A 22642-nucleotide genomic window follows, 5' to 3' on the forward strand; every position below is an offset into this window, starting at 1 on the left:
ATGGCAAACTTAAAGGAAATAAGGAATAGGATAGCATCGGTTTCATCAACCATGCAGATTACCAGTGCTATGAAAATGGTATCTGCGGCCAAATTAAAAAAGGCCCAAGATGCTATTACGGCAATGCGTCCTTATGCCAATAAATTGACAGAGTTATTACAGAACCTAAGTAGTAGTCTTGAAGCTGGGAATAAGTTTTCTGATCAGCGTGAGGTAAAAAAGGTATTAGTAGTGGCAATTACATCAAATAGAGGTTTATGTGGTGCTTTTAACACTAATATTATTAAGCAGAGTACTTTATTAGTTGAAGATACGTATGCTGGAAAGCAGGTAGATATAGTAGCTATAGGTAAAAAAGCAAACGATATTTTAGGTAAAAACTTTAATGTTGTTGCCAATCATAGTGAGGTTTATGATGACTTAACTTTCGATAATGTTGCCACTATTGCTGAAGGGCTTATGGATCAATTTACTGATGGCTCTTACGATAAAATTGATATTGTTTACAACAAGTTTAAAAATGCTGCTACTCAAATAATAATGACTGAGCAGTTCTTACCAATTGTACCAACTGAGGGTGGTGAGGTTTCAAGTAAAGATTATATTTTTGAGCCATCAAAGCCAGAAATTGTAGAGCAACTGATTCCTAAATCTTTAAAAACACAATTGTATAAAGGTATTCGAGATTCTTTTGCAAGTGAGCACGGTGCACGTATGACGGCGATGCATAAAGCAACAGATAATGCTACTGAGCTTAGAGATCAATTGAAATTGACATATAACAAAGCGAGACAAGCTGCTATTACCAACGAAATCCTTGAGATTGTAGGAGGTGCGGAAGCATTGAACAATTAAACTTAAATCCTGAAAAGGATTTAAAAATAATACAACCTCACAGCAATGTGGGGTTTCTTTTTGCACGAATATTTATATTCGATTTTTTACACGACTTTTGCTGCCACAATGCAATCAAACAAAAAGGCTTTACTATTTATATTTATTACCATTCTCGTTGATGTAATTGGTATCGGAATAATTATACCTATCATTCCCGATTTAATTATGGAGTTAACTGGCGAAGGAACAGCACAAGCCGTAATTTATGGTATGTGGTTGATGACTGCATATTCCGGTATGCAATTTTTGTTTTCACCTGTTTTAGGCGAAATTTCAGACCGATACGGAAGACGTCCTATTTTATTATTAGCACTTTTTGGGTTGAGTATTGATTATTTAATCCATGCATGGGCGCCGACCATTATGTGGTTATTTGTAGGGCGGTTTTTAGCGGGGATTACAGGAGCTAGTTTTACAGTGGCATCAGCATATATTGCTGATATTAGTACTAAGGAAAATAAGGCGAAGAATTTTGGGCTTATTGGTGCTGCTTTTGGCCTAGGCTTTATCATTGGACCTGGAATAGGAGGGTTTTTTGGTGATATTGATATTAGATTACCTTTCTACATTGCAGCCGGTCTCACATTTGCGAATTTTGTTTTTGGATATTTCTTTGTGCCCGAATCCTTAACGCTTGAAAATAGGCGCCAAATAATTCCAGCGAAAATGATACCTGGAGTGTCACTAGTAAGTTTGCGAAATTATAAAGGAGTTTTACTATTGATTTTTGCGTTTTTCTTAGCGAATTTGGCAGGACAAGCTTTGCCATCAACCTGGTCATATTATGGTATTGAACGATATGATTGGAGTCCCAGAGAAATAGGTGTGTCACTTATGGTTGTTGGATTGTTGGTTGCAATTGCACAAGGGTTTCTAGTTGGTGTAGTAGTGAAGAAATTTGGAAAGAAAAATACCATAATCGCTGGATTTGTGCTTTGGACCATAGGTATGTTCTTATTTTCTCAAGCTTCAGAACCTTGGATGTTATATGCGTTCCTAATTCCATATGCTTTCGGTGGTGTGGCAGGGCCAACCATTCAAGGAGTTATTTCGAACCAAGTATCAGAAAAAGAACAAGGAAACCTACAAGGTGCTATTACAGGATTGGTAAGTGTAACTGCAATTATTGGTCAATTGGCGTTTTCAGCAGTGTTTTATTATTTTATTCGACCGGAAGGAACTATTTATTTTCCGGGTGCTCCATATGCCTTGGCATCGATATTCCTGTTAGTAGCTTTTGTATTTGCAGTAATTGCCATGAAGAAAATGGACTTAGATTCTGATATCTACTTAGAAACTCGTCAATACTAATTCTACATAGAATCTTTTGGTCAAGTGTTTAAAAACAGGCGCTAATTAGGTACTTTTGATAACGTAAACAAAAGCACTTTTGAATCCACTTAAAAAACTTTTTAAGCAAACCGCCATTTATGGCTTGGCCACTGTGCTACCTCGTGTACTCAATGTTTTGTTACTACCATTATATACTGGTGTACTACAAACTGCTGGATATGGTAGGGTTACGGTAATATTTTCTTGGATTGCCATATTCAACGTTTTCCTGGCTTATGGAATGGAAACTGCTTTTTTTAGGTTTTACAATAAAGCCGATGACAAAGAAAAAGTGGTCTCCACTTCCCTTATTTCAATTTTAGGTTCCACACTTTTATTTGCTGTATTGGCACTAATCTTTCAAAATTCGATGGCGAGTGCTTCTAATATTGAAGTGCAGTTTATTCGTTATGCCATAGCCATTATAGTTTTAGATGCCTTTGTTATAATTCCGTTTGCATGGTTGCGGGCCAATGAGCGGCCCATGAAATATGCCATTATTAAAATTGTGAATGTCGTTATTAATTTGGGATTAAACCTGTTTTTCTTAATACTGTTGCCCAAAATGGCTCAAGAAAACGCAGATGGATTCTTAAGCTCCTTATATGTTCCTGACTTTGAAATCTCTTATATATTTATTTCAAATTTGATTGCGAGCGGGGTTACCTTATTATTGATGTTGCCTTTATATTTAAAATGTAAATATGATTTCGACATTTCGCTATGGAAACAAATGTTTAAATATGCATGGCCCGTTTTGGTAGCTGGTATTGCTTTTACAATTAATGAAGTATTCGACAAAATATTGCTTGAACGTTTACTGCCGGAAGATGTAGCCGACAGTGAAACAGGAATGTATGCTGCTTGTTATAAACTGGGAATGTTTATGACATTGTTTGCAACCGCATTTCGTATGGGCATTGAGCCGTTCTTTTTTAGTCACGCAGAATCCGAAAACCCTCAAAAAGCATATGCTCAGATTACCAATTATTTTGTAGTGTTGGGTAGTATTATTTTACTGGGTGTTGTGGTCTATGCAGACTTGTTTAAAGTCTTGTTTATTCAAAATTCGGAATATTGGGAGGCAATGGATATTGTGCCATTAATTCTCTTAGCAGGTTTCTTTTTAGGGATATATCATAATCTTTCTGTCTGGTATAAGGTAACCGATAAAACACGATATGGTGCTTTTATATCAGTAATTGGCGCCTTTATAACAATTGGTATAAATTTTACTTTAATTCCTGTTTTAGGTTATTTGGCCTCAGCAATAGCTACAGTTTTAGCTTATGGAAGTATGATGGTACTATCGTATTATTTTGGAAAATCGCATTATCCAATTCCTTATAACTTCAGAAAAATTCTGTTTTATTTGGGAGTATCAATATTGTTTTCAACGTTATCGTTTTATGTGTTTAATAGAAACATGATTATAGGTACTGTGCTTTTACTATTGTTTTTAGGCTTAGTATATAAAATGGAAAATGAAATGTTACGAAAGATATTTTTGAGGAAAGGTTGAAAAAAGTATAAAGTGCGAAACTGGAAATAAGAGAAAAGTTATATGTGTTAGGAGACAGGAGACAGGAGACAGGAGACAGGAGACAGGAGACAGGAGACAGGAGACAGGAGACAGGAGACAGGAGACAGGAGACAGGAGACAGGAGACAGGAGACAGTTTAGAAAGATGGTAGTAAGAAATTAGTAAAAAGTATTAAGTATAAATCGAAGTTTAAATTGAATTTTTATTTTTTCAACGAACAACGAACAACGAACAACGAACAACGAACAACGAACAACGAACAACGAACAACGAACAACGAACAACGAACAACGAACATGAATATTAGAATAATTAATAAATCAACGCACGCTTTACCACATTATGAAACCGGGGCGTCTGCAGGAATGGATTTACGGGCCAATATTTCTACTTCACAAACGTTACAACCATTAGAGCGTACCATCATTAAAACAGGACTCTTTATAGAGCTTCCTGTAGGCTTTGAGGCACAAGTGCGACCTAGAAGTGGTTTGGCTGCTAAAAAGGGAATTACCGTGCTTAATGCACCTGGAACAGTAGATGCGGATTACAGAGGTGAAATAGGCGTGATATTGGTTAATTTATCAAACGAACCTTTTACTATTGAAAATGGAGAGCGTGTTGCCCAATTGGTAATTGCTAAACATGAACGAGCAGAATGGATTGAAGTTGAAGAGCTTTCTGAAACAGTAAGAGGCGAAGGTGGTTTTGGTAGTACAGGAGTTAAGTAATTCAATTGGAATAGTTCTTGTATAGTTTTTTCAGCAATATTAATATTGACCAAGATGAGAAAGCTTTTAAAGGTTGTTGTACTCTTTATTTTAATAGGTTCTAGCACTTTTTTAAGTGCACAACAGTTGAAAATATTTAATGTTAATTCAAACTATATCTATAATACATGGGTTTTTTCAGTAGAAGAAAGTGATTCTGAAGTTGAAGTTTATAGAAATGAAGCATATTATTTAACCAAAGAAAATGATAAAAGCTCTAAGTGGACTTTTACGCAATATGATGATGTTTTTCTAAATAATTATTTGAAAGCAAGAAAGGTTTTTGTTCCAAATAAAACAAGACGTGATGGTATTTGCAATAGAGGAGGTAAACATGTGTATGTGCCTTCGCAGAGAATTCAAGGTAAATGGAGAATAAACATGATTAATGATGAATTGATTTTAAAACTTAATTATTTTGAGGCAATTAGTGGTAGACCTCTGAAATTAAAATCAACTAAAGAGTTTCGGGTTGTACATTTGAGAAGAAATAAAATGGTACTTAGGAAATTAGAAAAGGAGATATAAGTGAGAGACAAGTTGTATATGTTGTTGTTTGTCTACGGTGTCATTGCGATTCCGAAGCTCATTTACGCCCAAGAAAAAACTCCAGATATAGATGTTGAAGAAAGTGCAGAAGTTTTTTTAGAAGAGTATTCCGATGCTTTTCAAGAGAACTTTTTCGAGGCTTTAAAGCAAAAAGGCATTGAGAATTACGATAAAGCCATCAATTTACTTTTGGAGTGCAAGCAATTACAACCCGATAATATTGTGGTGGATTACGAATTGGCAAAATCCTATTTAGCAGACAAGCAATATATCGCGGGACAAGAATATGCCCTTATTGCTGTAAACGCAGAGCCCGGTAATTTGTGGTACTTGAATGTTTTAGTAGAGCTCGTTCAAAAACAAGGCAATACTATAGATGGAATAAAATCGCAATTATCATTTTCAGATCAGCAGTTAAAAGAGAACTTAGCGCTCATTTATTACCAGCAGAAAAAATACGAACAAGCATTAAAAGTGCTTAGTCCTTTAGATGCTTCTATTTTTACGGAAGAGCTAGAGTCGAAAATTAATACGGCAATAAAAAGAGTAGCAACTAAAACAAAGACTTTAAATAACAATACAGCTACAATTGATAAAAACCCTTTGGAAGCCTATAAAACGGAGATAAAAAATCTGATCGAAATTGATAATAACGAGCAGCTATTTAGTTTAAGTCAGGAGGCGTTAGACACCTACCCCTTACAGCCCTTTTTCTATTATGCAAATGGACATTCCTTAAATAAAATGGGTAAAAATAAAGAAGCGATTGAAGTGTTAGAATCAGGAATTGATTATTTGTTAGATGATGTAGCTTTGGAAAATAAATTTTACTCTGAATTGTCAAATGCATATACCGCGATGGGCAATTCGGTAAAGGCGAATATGTATCTTAGTAAAGTAAAACCCGGATTTTAATCCTTATGAGAACTATGGTGAGTGATTTGAAAAATAAAATGTTACTTTTTGTCTTGCTGGTTTTTGTGAGCTCATGCGGAACCAAAAAACTAACTACAGATGGTTCTGTAAATAGTAAAATGTCGGCTAAGAATATAATTCGTCAGCATTATTTAAATCAGCTTGATTTTAAAACTATTGCCGGGAAATTGAAAATTGATTATTCCGATGGTGATGGTTCTCAAGGACTGTCTGTTAGTCTTAGAATGGAAAAAGACAAAGCTATTTGGATTAGTGCTCCATTAGGAATTGTAAAAGCTTATATAACTCCGAATCGAGTTAGTTTTTATAACAAATTAGAGAATGAATATTTCGATGGTGATTTTTCGTATTTAAGCAATATTCTGGGCACCGAACTAGATTTTGAAAAGGTTCAAAACTTGTTATTAGGGCAAGCACTTTTTAATTTGAAATCAGAACCATATACAGCTACAGCTGCTACTGAAAACTACGAACTGAAGCCAAAAAATGCAGGAACGTTGTTTAAAATATTGTTTCAAATAGAACCAGATAATTTTAAAATAGCATCACAACAAATTTCACAACCCTTGCGTAAAAGACTATTGGATATCAATTATAAAAATTATCAGAAAATCCATAAATGGATTTTACCTAGCGACATTAAAATAGTTGCAATAGAAAAAGAAAAGCGCAATATAATTGACATTGAATATCGCAATATTGAGTTTGACCAAGAATTACGCTTCCCCTATAAAATACCAGATGGATTTAAAGAAATCGTTTTAACCAAGAATGACTTCTAAAAAGCGCCAATTACTTTATGTTGTTCTATTGCTGTTTCTTACGGCTGGTCTACGAGCGCAAACTACTGATCAAGAAAGTTTAGAAGCTAAACGGGAGGCCCTTCAAAAAGAAATAGAAAGTATTAATCGTTTGCTTTTTGCGGAGAAAAAAGAACGCGGTAATGTTTTGGAGCAAATGGAGGCGCTTGATAATAAAATTAAAGTACGTCAAGAACTTATTGATGTTACCAATGAACAAAGCAATGCTTTAAATAAAAGTATTAATGAAAATGTTAAAAGCATATCGCGATTAAAGAAGGAATTACAAGAGCGTAAAGATGAATATGCTTCGCTGATACAAAAGTCGTATCAGAGTAAAGTGCAGCAGAGTCGTTTAATGTTTTTATTGTCTTCGGAAAATTTTGTGCAGGCGATGAAACGACTTCAATATATAAAGCAATATACAGATTATCGCAAGTCGCAAGGGCTCGCAATTTTGACAAAAACAGATGAGCTTTCTGCCCGTAATCTGGAACTCACCGAACAACGTAAAAAGGCAGATCGTTTAATAGCAGCTAATAAGCGAGCGAAAGGTGAAATTCTGAAAGAGATAAAAGTACAGAAAGAACTTTTAGCCACAATTCGTAAAAATGAAAGTCAATATACGGCTGAAGTTCAAAAGAAGAAAAAAGAAACACGTAAAATAGATCAGCAAATAGACGCTTTAATTCGTGCGGCTATAGTTTCTTCAAATACGAAGAATGAAAAAGAAGGAAAGAAAACTGTTACCTCAGATAGGTTTGTTTTAACTCCTGAAGCTTCTTTAATAGCAGATAATTTTGCTGCCAATAAAGGAAAATTAATTTGGCCAGTAGATAAAGGGATAAAAAGTCAAGGATTCGGAATATACCCAGATGCGGTATATCCAGAAATTAAACATGAAAGTAACGGGGTTATTATTACTACAGAGGAAGGCACTAGAGCGCGTGCGATTTTTCAAGGAGAAGTTATAGCTATCATGAGTGTTCCTGGCGGGAATAACGGTGTAACGCTTAAACATGGTAATTACATAAGTACATATTATAATTTGTCCGCAGTATTTGTAAAGAAGGGTGATGTAGTTGCTGCTAAGGCTGAATTAGGTAAAGTTGCTACCAACAGATTAAATGGTCAAACGCGATTAAAATTTTATCTTTATGAAGACACCCAGAAATTAAACCCAGAAGAGTGGGTTTTTCGACTTTAAAAGGAATTGGAATGAAGAAAATAACGGATTTACAAGGCACTTTCGAATTACATAATGGTGTAAAAATGCCATACTTGGGATTGGGCACATATCAATCGGAAAATGATCAAGAGGTAGTTAATGCGGTACAAAGTGCACTAGATTATGGATATCGACATATTGATACTGCTTCTGCATATAAGAACGAAGAAGGAGTAGGAAAAGGAATTAAAGCAAGTTCAGTTGCTCGTGAAGACGTTTTTGTTGTCAGTAAAGTATGGAACAGTGATCAAGGTTATGAAAGTACTTTAAATGCATTTGAAGCTACTTTAGAACAATTAGATGTAGACTATCTCGATTTATACTTAATACATTGGCCTGTAAAAGGAAAGTATAAAGATACCTGGCGAGCACTTGAAAAATTATACCGTGAAAAGCGTATACGTGCAATAGGGGTAAGTAACTTCATGATACACCATTTGGAAGATTTAATGGAAAGTTCAGAAACAATTCCGATGGTAAATCAAATGGAATTCCACTCGTATCTTACTAGTCAAGAATTGGTTGATTATTGTGTTTCTAAAGGAATTCAATACGAGGCTTGGTCTCCTTTTATGCAAGGGAAACTATTTAAATTGGATATCTGTAAAGAGTTATCCGAGAAGTATGGAAAATCTCCAGCGCAGCTAATTTTACGTTGGAACTTGCAGCGCGGTGTAGTTACAATTCCAAAGTCCGCAAAAAGCGAACGCATCATTTCGAATGCCGACATTTTTGATTTTGAATTAAATGCTGATGAAGTCGCTTTCTTGGATAGTTTAAATCGTGATGAACGCATTGGTCCAGACCCAGATAATTTCAATTTTTAAGAAGAAGTAAAAAGCGCTTTCAATTCGGTCGCTTCACTAGGCTTCATTTTGTTGGCTAGAACAAGACTTAGTTGTTTTCTTCGTAAAGCAGCATCAAAACGTTCTATTTCAAGAGTAGTTTCTGGTGTTATGGAAGGAACTTCTGTAGGTCGGCCGGCATCATCAACAGCTACAAAAGTATAAATGGCCTCATTTGCCTTTGAACGTTCACCCGTAAACCGGTCTTCCATCCAAACATCAATATAAACTTCCATAGAAGTTCTAAAAGCTCTTGAAACTGCAGCTTCAACCGTAAGTACACTACCTAGGGGGACTGGGTGATTAAAGGCCACATGGTTCACAGAAGCTGTAACGGTGATTCGTCTGCTATGTCGTCTGGCAGCAATACTCGCTGCTCGATCCATACGTGCTAATAATTCACCTCCGAATAAATTATTTAAAGGGTTAGTTTCACTAGGTAAAACCATGTCTGTCATGGTTGTTCGCGACTGGCTAGGTTTTTTAGCTTGCATGCAATTTGTTTTGCGGCAAAGATAAGCGCTTATGTAGAAAAATATCAGAATATTACTAATTTAGAAACTAAACCTGAACTTAGAAAATAAGTGAATAATAAAAGGGATAAATTAAATTAACAACACTACTTAACCGACTTCAACCACGCATCTCTAGATTGCGTCTGTCTAATTTTTTGAAGAGCGTTTAAAGCTTCTTGAGGCTCTTTGAAGCTATCGTACGTTACAATGTGCAAGCCAAAATCGTTGGTGCCTAAATACGTAGCATGATATCCTTTTTGTTTAAGCTGGCGAATTTTACGTTGTGCGTTTCTTTCAAATCGAAAGGCACCTGCAATAACATGGTGTGTTTTGTCAGGTGAATTTGGGTCAAAACTCGGATTTATGACAGATTCTGCTTCCAACTCCAAAACAGGTAATTCAAGCGGTGTTGTATCAAAGAATGTAGCCTCTTGTATCGTTTTAGAAACCTGTTCTTGTGCTTCTTCAAATGCAACTTGCTTGTTGTGCTTCATTTCATTTACAGTTCGGTATCCTGTAAATCCAGCTGAAATAGCCAATAATAAAATAGCAGCGTATTTTAAATACGGTCTGTACGAGGTCGTTTCCCGCTGCTCTGGTGTAATTATGAAAGGTATTTTTTCTTCTAATTCTTGAACTTCTTCTTTTAAAACCTCTCTAGTAACTGGAGCAGCAACAAAAGTTGATAATCCAAAAGAAGATGTTAGGTAGTTAACCCGTTCTGAAGGTTGAAACTGAGTTTTTTGCTCAAAATTCAGCCAAATATCACCTATGTTTTCTAGTTTAATTCGGTTGCCTTGTTTTAAACTAGTCTTCCATTCATTAGCAGCTTCCGTAACTTTTTTCAACATAGTTTCGTAGCTTACATTTTCCGCGTTAGCGATGTAAGAAACCAATAAACCGTCATTAGTAGTCAATTGATTGTTAAACGAAAGTGTTTTAGAGGGAGGGTAAAAGGTGTTCGAAGTTTTGTGTAGTCCAGCAGATTTTCTTTGGGTAAGAAAAGCGCCAAACTCAGGTACCACTACACAATTGTAACGATATAAAAGCTCAGAAATATAGTGTTCTAGTACCATATAGTGCAAATATCGAAATTTTTTTGGGCTGCTCATCACACTAATTTACTTTTTATTAACATTAAAAAAGGTGTATTTTGTGGATAACTAACAACCAATAACTTAGAATTTATTGAATGTCAGAAAATGAAATTATAGCATTACTTCGTTTGCAGCATGTGCCAAATATTGGTGATGTAACTGCAAAAAAACTTATTTCATTTTGTGGCAGTGCAGCAGCAATTTTTGAAAATAAGCTGGGCAATCTTCAAAAAATAGATGGTGTAGGTACTTTTAAATTAAGAGGCTTATTAGATGCTGAACATCTTGAGGCTGCAGAGGCAGAATTTTTGTTTCTTCAAAAGAATGATATGGGCTTTACTTATTTTATGGAACCTGATTTCCCTGCATATTTAAAGCATTGTATCGATGGTCCAATACTATTGTTTAAGCGTGGAAATATTGACCTAAGCCAGAAAAAAATCATCAGTATAGTTGGTACAAGAAAGATTACGAGTTATGGTACTGCTTTTTGTGAAGAATTTATTGAGGCGATTGCGCCTTTAAACCCAATAATCGTAAGTGGCTTTGCTTATGGTGTTGATATTTGTGCGCAACGAGCAGCGGTAAAACATGGCTTGCAAACTATTGGTTGTTTGGCACACGGATTAAATCAAATTTATCCGCGTGTGCACGGAAAGTACATGGCTGATATTGAGAAAAACGGAGGTTTTTTTACTGAGTTTTGGAGCAATAGTAGTCCGGAACGAGAGAATTTTTTAAAACGCAATAGAATAATTGCTGGAATGACAGAGGCTACTATTGTAATAGAATCGGCTGAAAAAGGTGGTAGTTTGGTAACGGCCGATATTGCTAATAGTTATAATAGAGATGTTTTTGCTGTACCTGGTCGTTCACACGATAAGTTTAGTGTAGGTTGTAATAATTTGATAAAACAACAAAAAGCACAGATGTTGACTTCTGCTGCAGATTTAGTGTATAATTTGGGTTGGGAACTTGAGAATAAGAAGTCTGCTGTAGTTCAAAAACAACTTTTTGTGGAGTTGGATGACAATGAGAAACACATTTATTCTTATTTGCAAAAGGAAGGAAAGCAGTTGCTAGATGTCATTTCTTTAGATTGTAAGATGCCCGTATTTAAAGTTTCTTCAACACTTTTAAATATGGAAATGAAGGGTGTAATTCGTCCTTTACCCGGAAAATTGTTTGAAGCAATATAGCTTCTAAGAATAACTATTTCTAATTTGAGATAGCATTATTTCTCATTTATCTCAAATATCCGCATAGCAGTTAAGGGTCTGCCGTCCGTAGTAATACCTTCTGCTTTTATCACATATTTTCCTGGTATGTCATTTGTATAGAAAGAGACGTCTGAACTATTTTGTTGCTTTGAGTTGTTGATTTGAATATTTGGTTGCCAATGTAATGTGCTTCGATGATCTTGTTCGCTATGTTCAGGTTTTGATTCTGAATAATCGGTAACAATAAAGTTTTTAGCTGAGGAAAAGCCAGTTACTTCAAACCCCTTTATGTTTGGCATGATAACCTGCTTTCTTTTTTGTGGTAGATTTAAACTGCCTTTGCTATATATAACAACAACGCCGTTTTTAGCAATATTACTATAAGCACCAGCAGTTCCGGGGAGCAAAACATCAATAAATTCTATGTCATCCGTATTTAAGGCATCTATAAATTGCGAATCGACCACTACACCATCGACCACGAATGAGGGGCTATCCCCAAAACGTAATCCTAATACAATTTTCTCATTAGGAAATGCACCTTGAAACCTTGCTCCAAAAGGCATTAAAAAGTCAATGACTCGTAGATGTGTGCCTGTAAGAGAATCAGGAAATATCCGGCGAGTTGGACTGGAGTATAGTGGTTTTAATTTCTTAAACGCCAAATTTATACTGTCATTACGTGTTTTTTTCTTATCTGAAACAATTGCTTCGTCTAATTCAATAACATTTGAATCTCTTTCAAAATCAATAACATTGGGATTCTTTTTAAAATTAATTCTATTGGGAGATGTAAGGGTAGATTTTGGACTTGCTATTTTTTGTTCTTGCAAAATGTAACTGTTTTTAAGACTGTTTTTCGATATCTTTTTATGAATAGATGGTTGGTCTTCAATTAAGACAGATATTTTTTTAGACTTCCCATTTCGCCTTTTTTCGAAACTTTCCGCAGTAATAACAGCTTTAAGGGTATCTGAAAAAACATAAGGGCCAAAAGTAAAGCGCCCATTTTCATCACTAACTTTCTTCTCTTCATAAACATCGTCTATTAAACCCAGAAGATTTAGTTTTACGTTTGCCCGTTTTGGTTCTTGTTGGTTTTTAAAATTTACAATCCTTCCAGTAATGATAATACCTTTTTCAGGACGAATATTCATCTCATAGGTATTTTCTTTTCCAAGTACTCTTTTCCAGTTATATAGACTCCTATTTTTGGTTATCAATAAGGCATCAAGAAGATTTCTTTTATTCCTGGAATTATCTTCAAAAAAATACTCGGGGTTTGCCAGGGCAGCGTCAATATCAGAATTTAATAGCAACCAGTTTTTTATCGTGTGATTTTTGGTGCTTATATTAAGACGATCAATTGACGATACTGACAATGAAACATTGGCGGAAACTTGCTTACCTTCATTATCAATAACACTTAATTTTGTAGAAACTTCTTGTCTTTGGGTATAAGACTCACTAATCGAGTCTATGGAAAGTGTTACCTCATTACTACTTTGATCAACAAATAACGAACGTTCACATATCGGGTCGCCATCTACAGAGAATAGGGTGAACTGCACCAGGCCTGATGGCCCATCTCTATTTAGAACTCGTATTTTATAAGAATTAGAATTATATCCGCTTGGAATCCTTTGTTTATATATGAGCTGACCTCTAAGGTGACCTAAAAGGTACAGGCCCCCAAGACCTTTTGGAATATTAGTGGTAATATCTATTAAAACTACATCATCTTTATTCTTTATATTGAGAATATATCCTTTTGCTAAGGGCTTAGGAAGTTCGTACTGTAAATTATCGCTTAATACAGCAAAGTACTTTTTATTTGCTAAGGGTAATATCTTAAAAACGCCGAGGCCAAACTCTTGACTTTTAAAAAAGCATACGATTTTGTTTTCCTCATCAACAATTTTTCCTTCTGTAGCAATTCCTTTACCACTTTTATCAGTAATTTTAATAGCTACCGAAGTTTCGATTCCAGAAACCATAGAACCTCCTTCTGGAAAAAAATTAAGCTGTAGTTCTGATTTAGGAAATGTTAAATTGTTGTGGTTAAATGGTTTACTAGGTAGTGTTTTAATCGTACTAGTTCTTTTGGGTTCAAGTTTATGGTTCAGAATTATAATTTGATTTTCAAAAGGAACAGGGTTATTTTCATTCTGCATGTAGCGAGTATAAGCTCTTAGTGTATACACGCCCGAATCAAGAGAACTATTTAAGTCAATATGACCATTTGAGCTTCGATTTTCAACATAAAGCTTCTTTTCGATAATCAAACTATCATTTTCGTTCAATAAGTCGATATATAGGAGTTGGCTTTTTTCCGAGTTTAGAAGAGAGTTTCCGTCTAATAGATACAATTCTAACCATATGGTCTCATTAGTGTTATACATGTCCTTATCTGTATTTATATAGGTTTTTTCAGAAGGATGTAAATTAACATAACTGTTAAAAGCCGATGCAGGATCCGTTGAGAAACTATTTCCCTGTCCATTACATATTGTGAGCGAAAGAAGTGAGGATAAAAATAATATGAGATCGATTTTATTCATGAAGCTATAGGGTGAATAAAAAATACAGATATAATGTAATTATATGATATCAATTGAAGTTATTAAAAAAAAGTTATAACTACAATTCTGTTTATGGGTCTTTATAAAAGCTAAGATTAAAAGCGTTTCACTCATAAGATTTTAACTATTTTTGCTCAAATTATATTTCAAAAATGAATAAATCCTTCCTAATAATTATCGTGTTTTTTCTTGGTTTTAATGGCTTAGCTCAAAAAAAGAAAGATCTTATAAATGAGATTGCTCAACTTAAAGCAACAAAGACTGAATTGCAGGATAAGTTAGCTGCCATTGAAAAATCAAAAGAAGTAAACCTAAAAGATAGTATACAGGAATTCAGTTATGCCTTTGGGGTAAGTATCGGTGGTAATTTAAAAACAATAGGTTTTGATTCTATTTCATATAATACGTTTTCGGTAGCTGTAAAAGACGCAATAAAAGGAGAAGAAAAAATTACACAGGCTGAGGCACAAAATATTATACAAACTACAATTCAGAAAGTACAAGAGGCTGAAGCAAAAGAGAAAAGTGCGGCAGGCATTAAATTTTTGGAGGAAAATGGGAAAAGACCTGAAGTTGTAACTACCGAAAGTGGATTACAATATGAAGTATTATCGAAAGGAGAAGGCCCAATTCCAGTGGCATCAGACCAAGTAAAAGTGCATTATTCCGGTATGTTGATAGATGGAACGGTATTCGATAGTTCAATTGAACGTGGAGAGCCAACTGTTTTTGGAGTGACTCAGGTAATTAAAGGTTGGCAAGAAGCCTTGCAATTAATGCCAGTTGGCTCCAAATGGAAGGTTTTTATTCCACAAGAAATAGCGTATGGGCCAAATGGTAGAAGCCCATTAATAGCCCCTTATTCCGCTTTAATCTTTGAAATGGAATTATTGGGTATTGAGAAATAGATAGCTTTTTGTATTTCAGAGTTGAAGGGTGTTTAAGATCTCTTCTGCGCTTTTGAATATGGAATTGAAGTGCTTATTTCAATTTTCACATAGAATATTGTAATGGGAAATTTAGAATTTACAAACTAGTGGGTCGCTAGTGTATTCAAATTAGGTTGAAGACGCTCTAATTTCAACGATTCATCGTTAAAAAACGACTTAAATCTATAGTTTTATAAACCATAGACATTTCGAAATTACCAAAACAAACTGAATGGTCTTTTCTTTTATCTAGTATCCAATTTTAGCGCGAACACGATTTAATACACCATCAGCAACTACTTTAGCTTTGGCTGCACCCAAAGCAAGGGCATCATCTATCTCATTTTTGTTATTCATAAAGTAATCAAACTTATCTCGAGCGGGTCCGAATTTTTCTAGGATTACTTCATAGAGTGCTTGTTTTGCATGACCATAACCATAGTTGCCATTTTGGTAATTTTGACGCATTTCAGCAATTTGGTTTTCATCAGCCAACAATTTATAAAGCGCAAAGACATTATCTGTATCAGGGTCTTTTGGGTCTTCCATCGGAGTGCTATCCGTTTTAATTCCCATAATTTGTTTGCGAAGTTTTTTGTCTGGTTGAAAAAGATTAATCAGATTTCCTCTGCTCTTACTCATTTTATGACCGTCGGTACCAGGCACATATTTGGTGTCTTTGTGTATTTCGCCTTCAGGCAATACAAAAGTTTCTCCCATTTGGGCATGAAAACGCGAGGCAACATCTCTAGTGATTTCAATATGCTGCAATTGGTCTTTGCCAACAGGTACTATTTCCGCATCATAAATAAGAATATCAGCAGCCATTAACATGGGGTACATGAATAGGCCAGCATTAACATCTTCTAACCGACCAGCCTTATCTTTAAAGGAATGTGCAAGTGTTAACCTTTGAAATGGAAAGAAACAACTTAAATACCAAGCAAGTTCTGAGGTCTGTGGAACATCACTTTGGCGGTAGAAAACAGTTTTTTCAATATCAAGCCCTAAAGCCAACCAGGTGGCGGCAGTAGCATAGGTGTTATTACGCAATACTTCGCCATCCTTAATTTGGGTCATCGAATGCATATCTGCAATAAACAAAAAGGATTCATTATTAGGTGCTGCTGCCATTTCAATAGCAGGCATAAGAGCGCCTAATATATTTCCTAAGTGTGGTGTTCCTGTGCTTTGAATTCCTGTTAAAATACGTGCCATCTTCTATTTTTGAGAAAGCGACAAAGGTAAAACAAATAGTAAATAACCCTATGAATTTGCTACTTTTGATTTCATGCTTCAATTGATTAAGAATATAGGGTATACGCTGTACCGTATTTGGTTTTATTTTTTAGTGGCGGTGCCAATAGTGGTATTCTTTCCTATTCTTTTGTTTTTTACTTTAAGTGAGAAAACCTATCCTCAATTTTTTTGGATGGCGCGTAATCTTTGGGCGAGGCCAATTTTATATGGAATGGGTTGTCCGCCGAGGGTGGTTTTTGAGCAAAAGATTGAGAAGGGTAAGAGTTATATGCTGGTTGCCAACCACACGAGTATGCTAGACATTATGTTAATGTTGCATATTAGTAGAAATCCGTTTGTTTTTGTGGGTAAAAAAGAACTTGCGAAAATTCCGCTTTTCGGATTCTTTTATAAACGGGTTTGTATTATGGTTGATCGTTCCGATAGTGGAAGTAGAACTGGAGTATACCGAAGAGCGCAAAAACGACTTGCACAAGGACTAAGTATTTGTATTTTTCCTGAAGGAGGCGTACCTGACGATGAATCGATAATTTTAGATTCTTTTAAAGATGGAGCATTTAAAATGGCATTGTCTCATAAAATACCGATAGTTCCAATTTCTTTTTTAGACAATAAGAATCGATTTTCATTCACTTTTTTAAGCGGTGGTCCGGGGCGTATAAGAGCAAAAGTACATTCGTTTGTTGAAACAGCACTTTTAGATGAATCGGATAAAGAAATGTTACGTGAGCGAATTAGAGCCGTTATCTTAACCGAGTTAGAAAACAATATTATTTAGAAACAAAAAACGCCTCAATACAAAGATTTTGGCGCTTAAAAGACCTGATAACCACAACAGGTCTAATCTTGATGTCTTATTTAGAATTTAAAATTAAGTCCACTATATACTCCAACTGAAAAGGGATTAAAGCTGCCAGAGGTGTCTGAAAATGTTCCCAACTGATATTTAAATACAGGTTCTACATTAAATCTAACTTTTGTCGAAAATTTGTAATTAAGTCCAAATCCGACATTGGTGCTAAAATTTACAGAATTCAAATTATTGGCCTCTCCTAGTTCAATAATTTCATCAGAACTATTCAATGCAACCGAATTGTTTGTTAAAAATAAAGTACTTACACCTCCAACTAAATTCACACCAAATCGATTTTCTACAAGTGCATAATCTAGTTCTACTGGCACTTCTATATAGCCAAATTCTTGTGCCATTACACCATTTCTAGAACTGTTATTAGCTATAACATCAGAGGATCTATTCGCAAGACCTGCGATATCTTCATTTTTATTACCTACTGCTATGTTTTCTGCGGATTCTGTATAATTAACATTATTTAATCTGCTGGACAAAGCACCTTGTAGCGATGGTGAAAATTCTACTTCATTAGTGTTGTAGCCATAGTTTACTTTATTAACACCTGAGCGTACACTTAATTTATTCGAAACATTATAAGCAACGGATAATCCATAACTCATATTAACCACTCCAGATTTAGAGTTGGAGTTGAATGATGGGTCAATAGAGGAGCCTTCTCCAAATGAATTAAAGTAAACAGGGGCCAGATTAGCACCAACAGACCATTTACTAGTAGAAGTTTCGGCAAGAGCTTCTTCTTCTTCTTCTGTTTGTTTTTCTATTTCATCAAAAATTGATTTCTTTCCTTCATCTTCTCCTGCTTCATTTTTTATGATTTCAGATTCTTCTGTAACACTAGTTAAACGATTGTCAATCGAATTTTGATTGGGAAGCAAGTCTGAGGATAGGGTGGCCTCTGAATTAGTTTGATCCAAAGTTCCTTTTTTATTACCTTCAGAAGTATTATTGGCTATTGAATTGGTTTTATTGCTTTTAATGTTGATAGATGCTGCTTGTGTACGCTCCACATTTTCTTCTTTTTCCCCTGCTGCATTGGTTGTCGCTAATTGCGTATTTGCAGTAGTTTTTTGGGCCACGTTAACCGCTGTTTTAGTGGATGCAATTTGAATTGCATTTTTTGTAACTTCTTTCGTGTCATAAGTTTTTAATGTAGTGCTAGCTTCATCAACTTCAGAAGTTGCAACTTTAATTTGGTTTTCTGACGATTCTTCAAATTGAATAGCTTCAGTGTCTACATTTGTTGCAGGGCTTTCTGGAGTTGTATTTTCAATATCGGTAACTGCCGGAGCGCTAATGTTTTTATCATCAGAAGGATTATAAACTGCGAAAAACACAGCAAGGATAGCAGCTGCGCCACCCAGTTGCCACCAAAAGGGTATTATTTTTCGTGATTTTTTCTTGTCTAAGGATGTTGAAATAGAATCCCAGACATGCTCCTCAGGCATCTCATGAAAGTCTTTCAACTTTTCCTGAAAAAGTTTATCTATATTTTTTTTGCTCATTATGCAATAATTTAGTTCGTGTTTTCATAAATTAAAATGCCGGTTGAGAACATTTCAATTAATTATAATATGCCAATAATCACTATTCCGATTATAGATCTGGCGGTTTCGGTTTCGATTTTTTCTTTTAATATGCTTCTTGCTCGCGCAAGGTTCGATTTTGATGTTCCTGTTGAAGTTCCTACAATGGAACTAATTTCTTTATGGGAATACCCATCTAAAACATAGAGATTAAATGTTAGTCTATATTTATTTGGTAATTCTTGAATGTATTGTAATAGCGTTTCTAACGAAATATGTGCGTATTCTGAATCTATTTCAACAAGTTCTTCTGAATTGTCGGTTACTATGTTAAGGTGTTCTTCTTTTCTATACTTCTGTAATACTGTGTTTACGGTTATTCTTTTTAGCCAACCTTCAAAGGAGCCTTTTGCTTTGTATTGTCCTATTTTTTCATAAATCGTCATAAAACTGTCGTGAAGATTATCTTCAGCTTCCGTTTTATTGCGCGAGTATTTAAGGCAAATGCCAAACAGTATACCGGAATATTGGCGGTATAATTGTTCTTGGGCTTGCCTGTTGCCTTTTTTACAATTATCTATGAGTGCTTTTAGACTCAAATTATTGGTTTTGGTAGGGTTATACAATTCGAATTAAAATTCGATTATTCAATGGGAACCTCAATTTCTAAAAACTGTGCTTCTCCATCCGTATTTTGACCTTGCCAAAATTTAAAAAGATAATCTTGGTTATGCACTACTTTAAACAAAAAACTTTCTTCGCGGTTTACAACTACTTGATCACATTGTAAATCTAAATTTCTAGATCCAATAGCAACCACTTCTCGTATAGTGGTATCTTTTTGTACAACATCAAAAGTCTCAAAGTAAGTGCATCCATCAGGTGCAGCATACTTTACTTTAATTTCATAAGTATTTCCTAATGAAAAGGATTCTGGCAAATCTGCTTCAGAGATCTGTAACGCCTTAAATTCAATAGTGTCTCCATCGTCTTTAGAACAAGATACAGTAGAAATAGCCAATGCAACTAACAAGATGACTGCGTACATCTTCTTCATAAATATGACTTTTTATCATATAAGATGAAAATATAGGTCTTTGGTTGCGTTAAGCACAACAATTAAAGCACTCTTTTTTGCAAAAGAGTGCTTTGATATAATTTAAATTTAGTTTTTGATTTAAGCTAGTGCGCTAATAGCTTCTTTGATTTTGCCTTCAAGCTCATCCATAAGTTCTGGATTGTCCATTAATAAAGCCTTAACTGCATCGCGTCCTTGTCCTAATTTTGTATCGCCATAACTAAACCAAGAACCACTTTTCTTAACAATTTCAAATTCTACTCCAAGGTCAATAATTTCTCCGACTTTAGAAATTCCTTTACCATACATAATGTCGAATTCCGTTGTTTTAAATGGGGGAGCAACTTTATTTTTAACAACCTTTACTCGAGTTTTGTTACCTAACACACCACCGTCTGTACTTTTAATTTGAGTAGATCTTCTGATGTCTAAACGAACAGAGGCGTAAAATTTTAATGCATTACCACCTGTTGTAGTTTCGGGATTACCGAACATTACTCCAATTTTTTCACGTAATTGGTTAATGAAGACTACGGTACAATTCGTTTTGCTAATTGAACCTGTTAGTTTTCGTAAAGCTTGAGACATTAAACGAGCATGTAAACCCATTTTAGAATCGCCCATTTCACCTTCAATTTCACTTTTAGGAGTTAATGCAGCAACAGAATCTATAATTACAATATCAATAGCACCAGATCTAATTAGGTTATCGGCAATTTCTAAAGCTTGTTCTCCATTATCTGGTTGTGATATGATGAGATTGTCTATGTCAACACCTAAATTTTCTGCATAAAAGCGATCAAATGCATGTTCCGCATCAATAAATGCAGCAATACCACCATTTTTTTGTGCTTCAGCAATTGCGTGTAGGGTTAAGGTTGTTTTACCAGAAGATTCGGGTCCGTAAATTTCAATAACTCTACCACGTGGATATCCACCAACGCCGAGGGCTACATCTAAACCTAGTGAGCCCGAAGAAATTACCTCTACATCCTCAACTACTTTGTCGCCCATTTTCATCACAGCACCTTTTCCGTAGGTCTTGTCTAATTTGTCTAAAGTTAATTTAAGGGCTTTTAATTTTGCGTCTTTCTCGTTGCTCATAAGTTGTGTTTTTTGTGGAAGGCTAAAATACTACATCTTTTGGCAGAATGCTACCTATATGAAAGCATAATCTAAAAAGTTATCCACCTGCTTTGCAATTTCTTTTTTAGTAAAATCGAATTTGAAAAACCATGATTAATTTTAGTACACGCAACCTTTTTTAAAGTTTTGTATCTATTTAGTAAACTAACTCATAACTTCCATTAATGAGTTAAAGTTATTGTGTCGTTTTGTCTATGTGTAAATAGAGGTCGAATTTGACAATGAAGCGATTAATTTTAACCAATAATGGGCATTGGTGGTCATTTACCTTTTTTACATTTAATTCTATGAAAAAGAAAACAAAATGGGGTGGCCAAAAAGAGTCTTGATACAATCAAGACTCTTTTTTTTATAGCAAATTACAGCCATTAATGCTGATTGAGATACTATAGTTTATTTTATCTTTGCAAAGTATTAGAAATAAATAATTCTTTAACTTAATAAATAAGTATAGCATGCAACTGTACAATACATTAAGTGCTAAGGAAAGAGCAACACTTATCGAAGAGGCAGGCCTAGAACGCTTGACCATCTCTTTCTACAAATATGCACATATCGACAATACGTCGCTTTTTAGAAATCACCTATTTATACAATGGAATGAACTCGATGTCTTGGGTCGGATTTATGTCGCTAACGAGGGGATAAATGCCCAACTTTCTGTACCTGCTGTAAAATTTGAGGCTTTTAAAAAGCATTTAGACAGTATTTCTTTTTTAGAAAACGTACGCTTGAATATTGCTATTGAGCAAGACAATAAGTCCTTTTTAAAATTGAAGGTAAAGGTTCGTAATAAAATTGTAGCTGATGGATTAAATGATGATACGTTTGATGTTACCAATAAAGGAATTCATGTTGGGGCAGAGCAATTCAACGAATTAATAGAAGATCCAGATGCCATTTTGGTGGATATGCGCAATCATTATGAGAGTGAAATAGGTCATTTTAAAAATGCCATTACACCTGATGTAGATACCTTTCGTGATTCTTTAGATGAGATAGAAAATGATTTAGCGGAACATAAAGAAGATAAAAAACTAGTAATGTATTGTACTGGTGGAATTCGATGTGAAAAAGCTAGTGCTTATTACAAGCATAAGGGATTTAAACAGGTTTATCAATTGGAAGGTGGCATTATAGATTATGCAAGACAAGTAAATGATAAAGGTTTAGAAAATAAATTTTTAGGAAAGAACTTTGTTTTTGATCACCGTCGTGGAGAGCGTATTTCAAATGATGTGATTTCAAAATGTCATCAATGTGGAGCCCCATGTGATACCCACGTGAATTGTGCTAATGAGGCATGTCATTTACTGTTTATACAATGTGAAGAATGCACTAGGCGTATGAATGAGTGCTGTTCAGACGATTGTAAAGAAGTACATGCCTTACCTTTTGAAGAGCAGAAAAAACTCAGAAAAGGGAAAGGTGCGAGCAATAAAATCTTTAAAAAAGGAAGATCGGAAGTCTTAAAATTTAAAAAATAAGTAGTCGAATTAACAACTAGTAAAAGACAGG

General features: G+C 34.9%; 21 protein-coding genes. 13 read left to right on the plus strand and 8 right to left on the minus strand.

The features are described 5' to 3' along the window. From atpG to ABJF52_RS13835, 9 genes are all read left to right on the plus strand, one after another. A complete protein-coding gene (gene atpG / locus ABJF52_RS13795) occupies positions 1–855 on the plus strand; it encodes an ATP synthase F1 subunit gamma (RefSeq protein WP_348151326.1) in 855 nt (284 codons plus the stop codon). A gap of 108 nt (positions 856–963) precedes the next feature. After that, entirely contained in the window at positions 964–2208 is a 1245-nt protein-coding gene (locus tag ABJF52_RS13800; RefSeq protein WP_348151329.1) for a TCR/Tet family MFS transporter, read from the plus strand. Positions 2209–2287: 79 nt separating this feature from the next. Further along, on the plus strand, positions 2288–3751 hold the full coding sequence (locus ABJF52_RS13805) for an oligosaccharide flippase family protein (protein ID WP_348151332.1): 1464 nt from the start codon (positions 2288–2290) through the stop codon (positions 3749–3751). A 317-nt stretch (positions 3752–4068) separates the two neighbouring features. Further along, positions 4069–4503, plus strand: coding sequence for a dUTP diphosphatase (gene dut, locus ABJF52_RS13810; RefSeq protein WP_348151667.1), 435 nt, complete (start codon positions 4069–4071; stop codon positions 4501–4503). A gap of 54 nt (positions 4504–4557) precedes the next feature. Further along, entirely contained in the window at positions 4558–5070 is a 513-nt protein-coding gene (locus tag ABJF52_RS13815) for a hypothetical protein (protein WP_348151334.1), read from the plus strand. After that, the gene (locus ABJF52_RS13820; protein WP_348151337.1) at positions 5071–6006 is read left to right on the plus strand and encodes a hypothetical protein; all 936 of its coding nucleotides are present in this window, start codon (positions 5071–5073) and stop codon (positions 6004–6006) included. It begins immediately after the preceding gene. Positions 6007–6011: 5 nt separating this feature from the next. Continuing rightward, positions 6012–6809 (plus strand): DUF4292 domain-containing protein, encoded by a 798-nt coding sequence (locus tag ABJF52_RS13825; RefSeq protein WP_348151340.1) that lies wholly within the window; start codon positions 6012–6014, stop codon positions 6807–6809. Next, positions 6799–8034 carry a peptidoglycan DD-metalloendopeptidase family protein gene (locus ABJF52_RS13830; RefSeq protein WP_348151343.1) on the plus strand — a complete coding sequence of 412 codons (1236 nt, stop codon included), beginning with the start codon at positions 6799–6801 and terminating at the stop codon, positions 8032–8034. The genes ABJF52_RS13825 and ABJF52_RS13830 overlap by 11 nt, the downstream gene beginning before the upstream one ends. Positions 8035–8045: 11 nt before the next feature. After that, entirely contained in the window at positions 8046–8882 is an 837-nt protein-coding gene (locus tag ABJF52_RS13835; RefSeq protein WP_348151346.1) for an aldo/keto reductase, read from the plus strand. On the opposite strand, the gene ABJF52_RS13840 is transcribed toward ABJF52_RS13835, so the two are convergent. Further along, positions 8879–9394: an acyl-CoA thioesterase gene (locus ABJF52_RS13840; RefSeq protein ID WP_348151349.1), complete on the minus strand. Its 516-nt coding sequence runs from the start codon at positions 9392–9394 to the stop codon at positions 8879–8881. The genes ABJF52_RS13835 and ABJF52_RS13840 overlap by 4 nt on opposite strands. A gap of 125 nt (positions 9395–9519) precedes the next feature. Beyond that, a complete protein-coding gene (locus tag ABJF52_RS13845; protein WP_348151352.1) occupies positions 9520–10491 on the minus strand; it encodes an SPOR domain-containing protein in 972 nt (323 codons plus the stop codon). Positions 10492–10607: 116 nt separating this feature from the next. Between ABJF52_RS13845 and dprA the strand changes: the two genes are divergently transcribed. Next, a complete protein-coding gene (gene dprA, locus ABJF52_RS13850) occupies positions 10608–11711 on the plus strand; it encodes a DNA-processing protein DprA (protein WP_348151355.1) in 1104 nt (367 codons plus the stop codon). A gap of 35 nt (positions 11712–11746) precedes the next feature. On the opposite strand, the gene ABJF52_RS13855 is transcribed toward dprA, so the two are convergent. Then, the gene (locus ABJF52_RS13855; RefSeq protein ID WP_348151358.1) at positions 11747–14293 is read right to left on the minus strand and encodes a hypothetical protein; all 2547 of its coding nucleotides are present in this window, start codon (positions 14291–14293) and stop codon (positions 11747–11749) included. 173 nt (positions 14294–14466) lie between these two features. Between ABJF52_RS13855 and ABJF52_RS13860 the strand changes: the two genes are divergently transcribed. Then, positions 14467–15222, plus strand: a complete 756-nt coding sequence (locus ABJF52_RS13860; RefSeq protein WP_348151360.1) for an FKBP-type peptidyl-prolyl cis-trans isomerase — start codon at positions 14467–14469, stop codon at positions 15220–15222. Positions 15223–15492: 270 nt separating this feature from the next. Here ABJF52_RS13860 and trpS read toward each other — a convergent pair whose 3' ends face one another. Beyond that, positions 15493–16461, minus strand: coding sequence for a tryptophan--tRNA ligase (trpS, locus tag ABJF52_RS13865; RefSeq protein ID WP_348151363.1), 969 nt, complete (start codon positions 16459–16461; stop codon positions 15493–15495). Positions 16462–16534: 73 nt separating this feature from the next. Between trpS and ABJF52_RS13870 the strand changes: the two genes are divergently transcribed. Beyond that, complete coding sequence (locus ABJF52_RS13870; protein ID WP_348151365.1) at positions 16535–17281, plus strand: lysophospholipid acyltransferase family protein; 747 nt, start codon at positions 16535–16537, stop codon at positions 17279–17281. An 80-nt stretch (positions 17282–17361) separates the two neighbouring features. Here ABJF52_RS13870 and ABJF52_RS13875 read toward each other — a convergent pair whose 3' ends face one another. The 4 genes from ABJF52_RS13875 to recA form a co-directional block, all read right to left on the minus strand. After that, positions 17362–18879, minus strand: coding sequence for a hypothetical protein (locus tag ABJF52_RS13875; RefSeq protein ID WP_348151367.1), 1518 nt, complete (start codon positions 18877–18879; stop codon positions 17362–17364). Positions 18880–18941: 62 nt separating this feature from the next. Next, the gene (locus ABJF52_RS13880) at positions 18942–19499 is read right to left on the minus strand and encodes a sigma-70 family RNA polymerase sigma factor (RefSeq protein ID WP_348151370.1); all 558 of its coding nucleotides are present in this window, start codon (positions 19497–19499) and stop codon (positions 18942–18944) included. A 44-nt stretch (positions 19500–19543) separates the two neighbouring features. Beyond that, positions 19544–19957: a hypothetical protein gene (locus ABJF52_RS13885; protein WP_348151373.1), complete on the minus strand. Its 414-nt coding sequence runs from the start codon at positions 19955–19957 to the stop codon at positions 19544–19546. 120 nt (positions 19958–20077) lie between these two features. Further along, positions 20078–21082 carry a recombinase RecA gene (gene recA, locus ABJF52_RS13890; RefSeq protein ID WP_348151376.1) on the minus strand — a complete coding sequence of 335 codons (1005 nt, stop codon included), beginning with the start codon at positions 21080–21082 and terminating at the stop codon, positions 20078–20080. 497 nt (positions 21083–21579) lie between these two features. Between recA and ABJF52_RS13895 the strand changes: the two genes are divergently transcribed. Next, positions 21580–22611 carry a rhodanese-related sulfurtransferase gene (locus ABJF52_RS13895; protein WP_348151379.1) on the plus strand — a complete coding sequence of 344 codons (1032 nt, stop codon included), beginning with the start codon at positions 21580–21582 and terminating at the stop codon, positions 22609–22611. Positions 22612–22642 lie beyond the last annotated feature (31 nt).

Origin of the sequence: Aurantibacter sp., assembly GCF_039941195.1 — a bacterium.
GTDB lineage: Bacteria > Bacteroidota > Bacteroidia > Flavobacteriales > Flavobacteriaceae > Aurantibacter_A.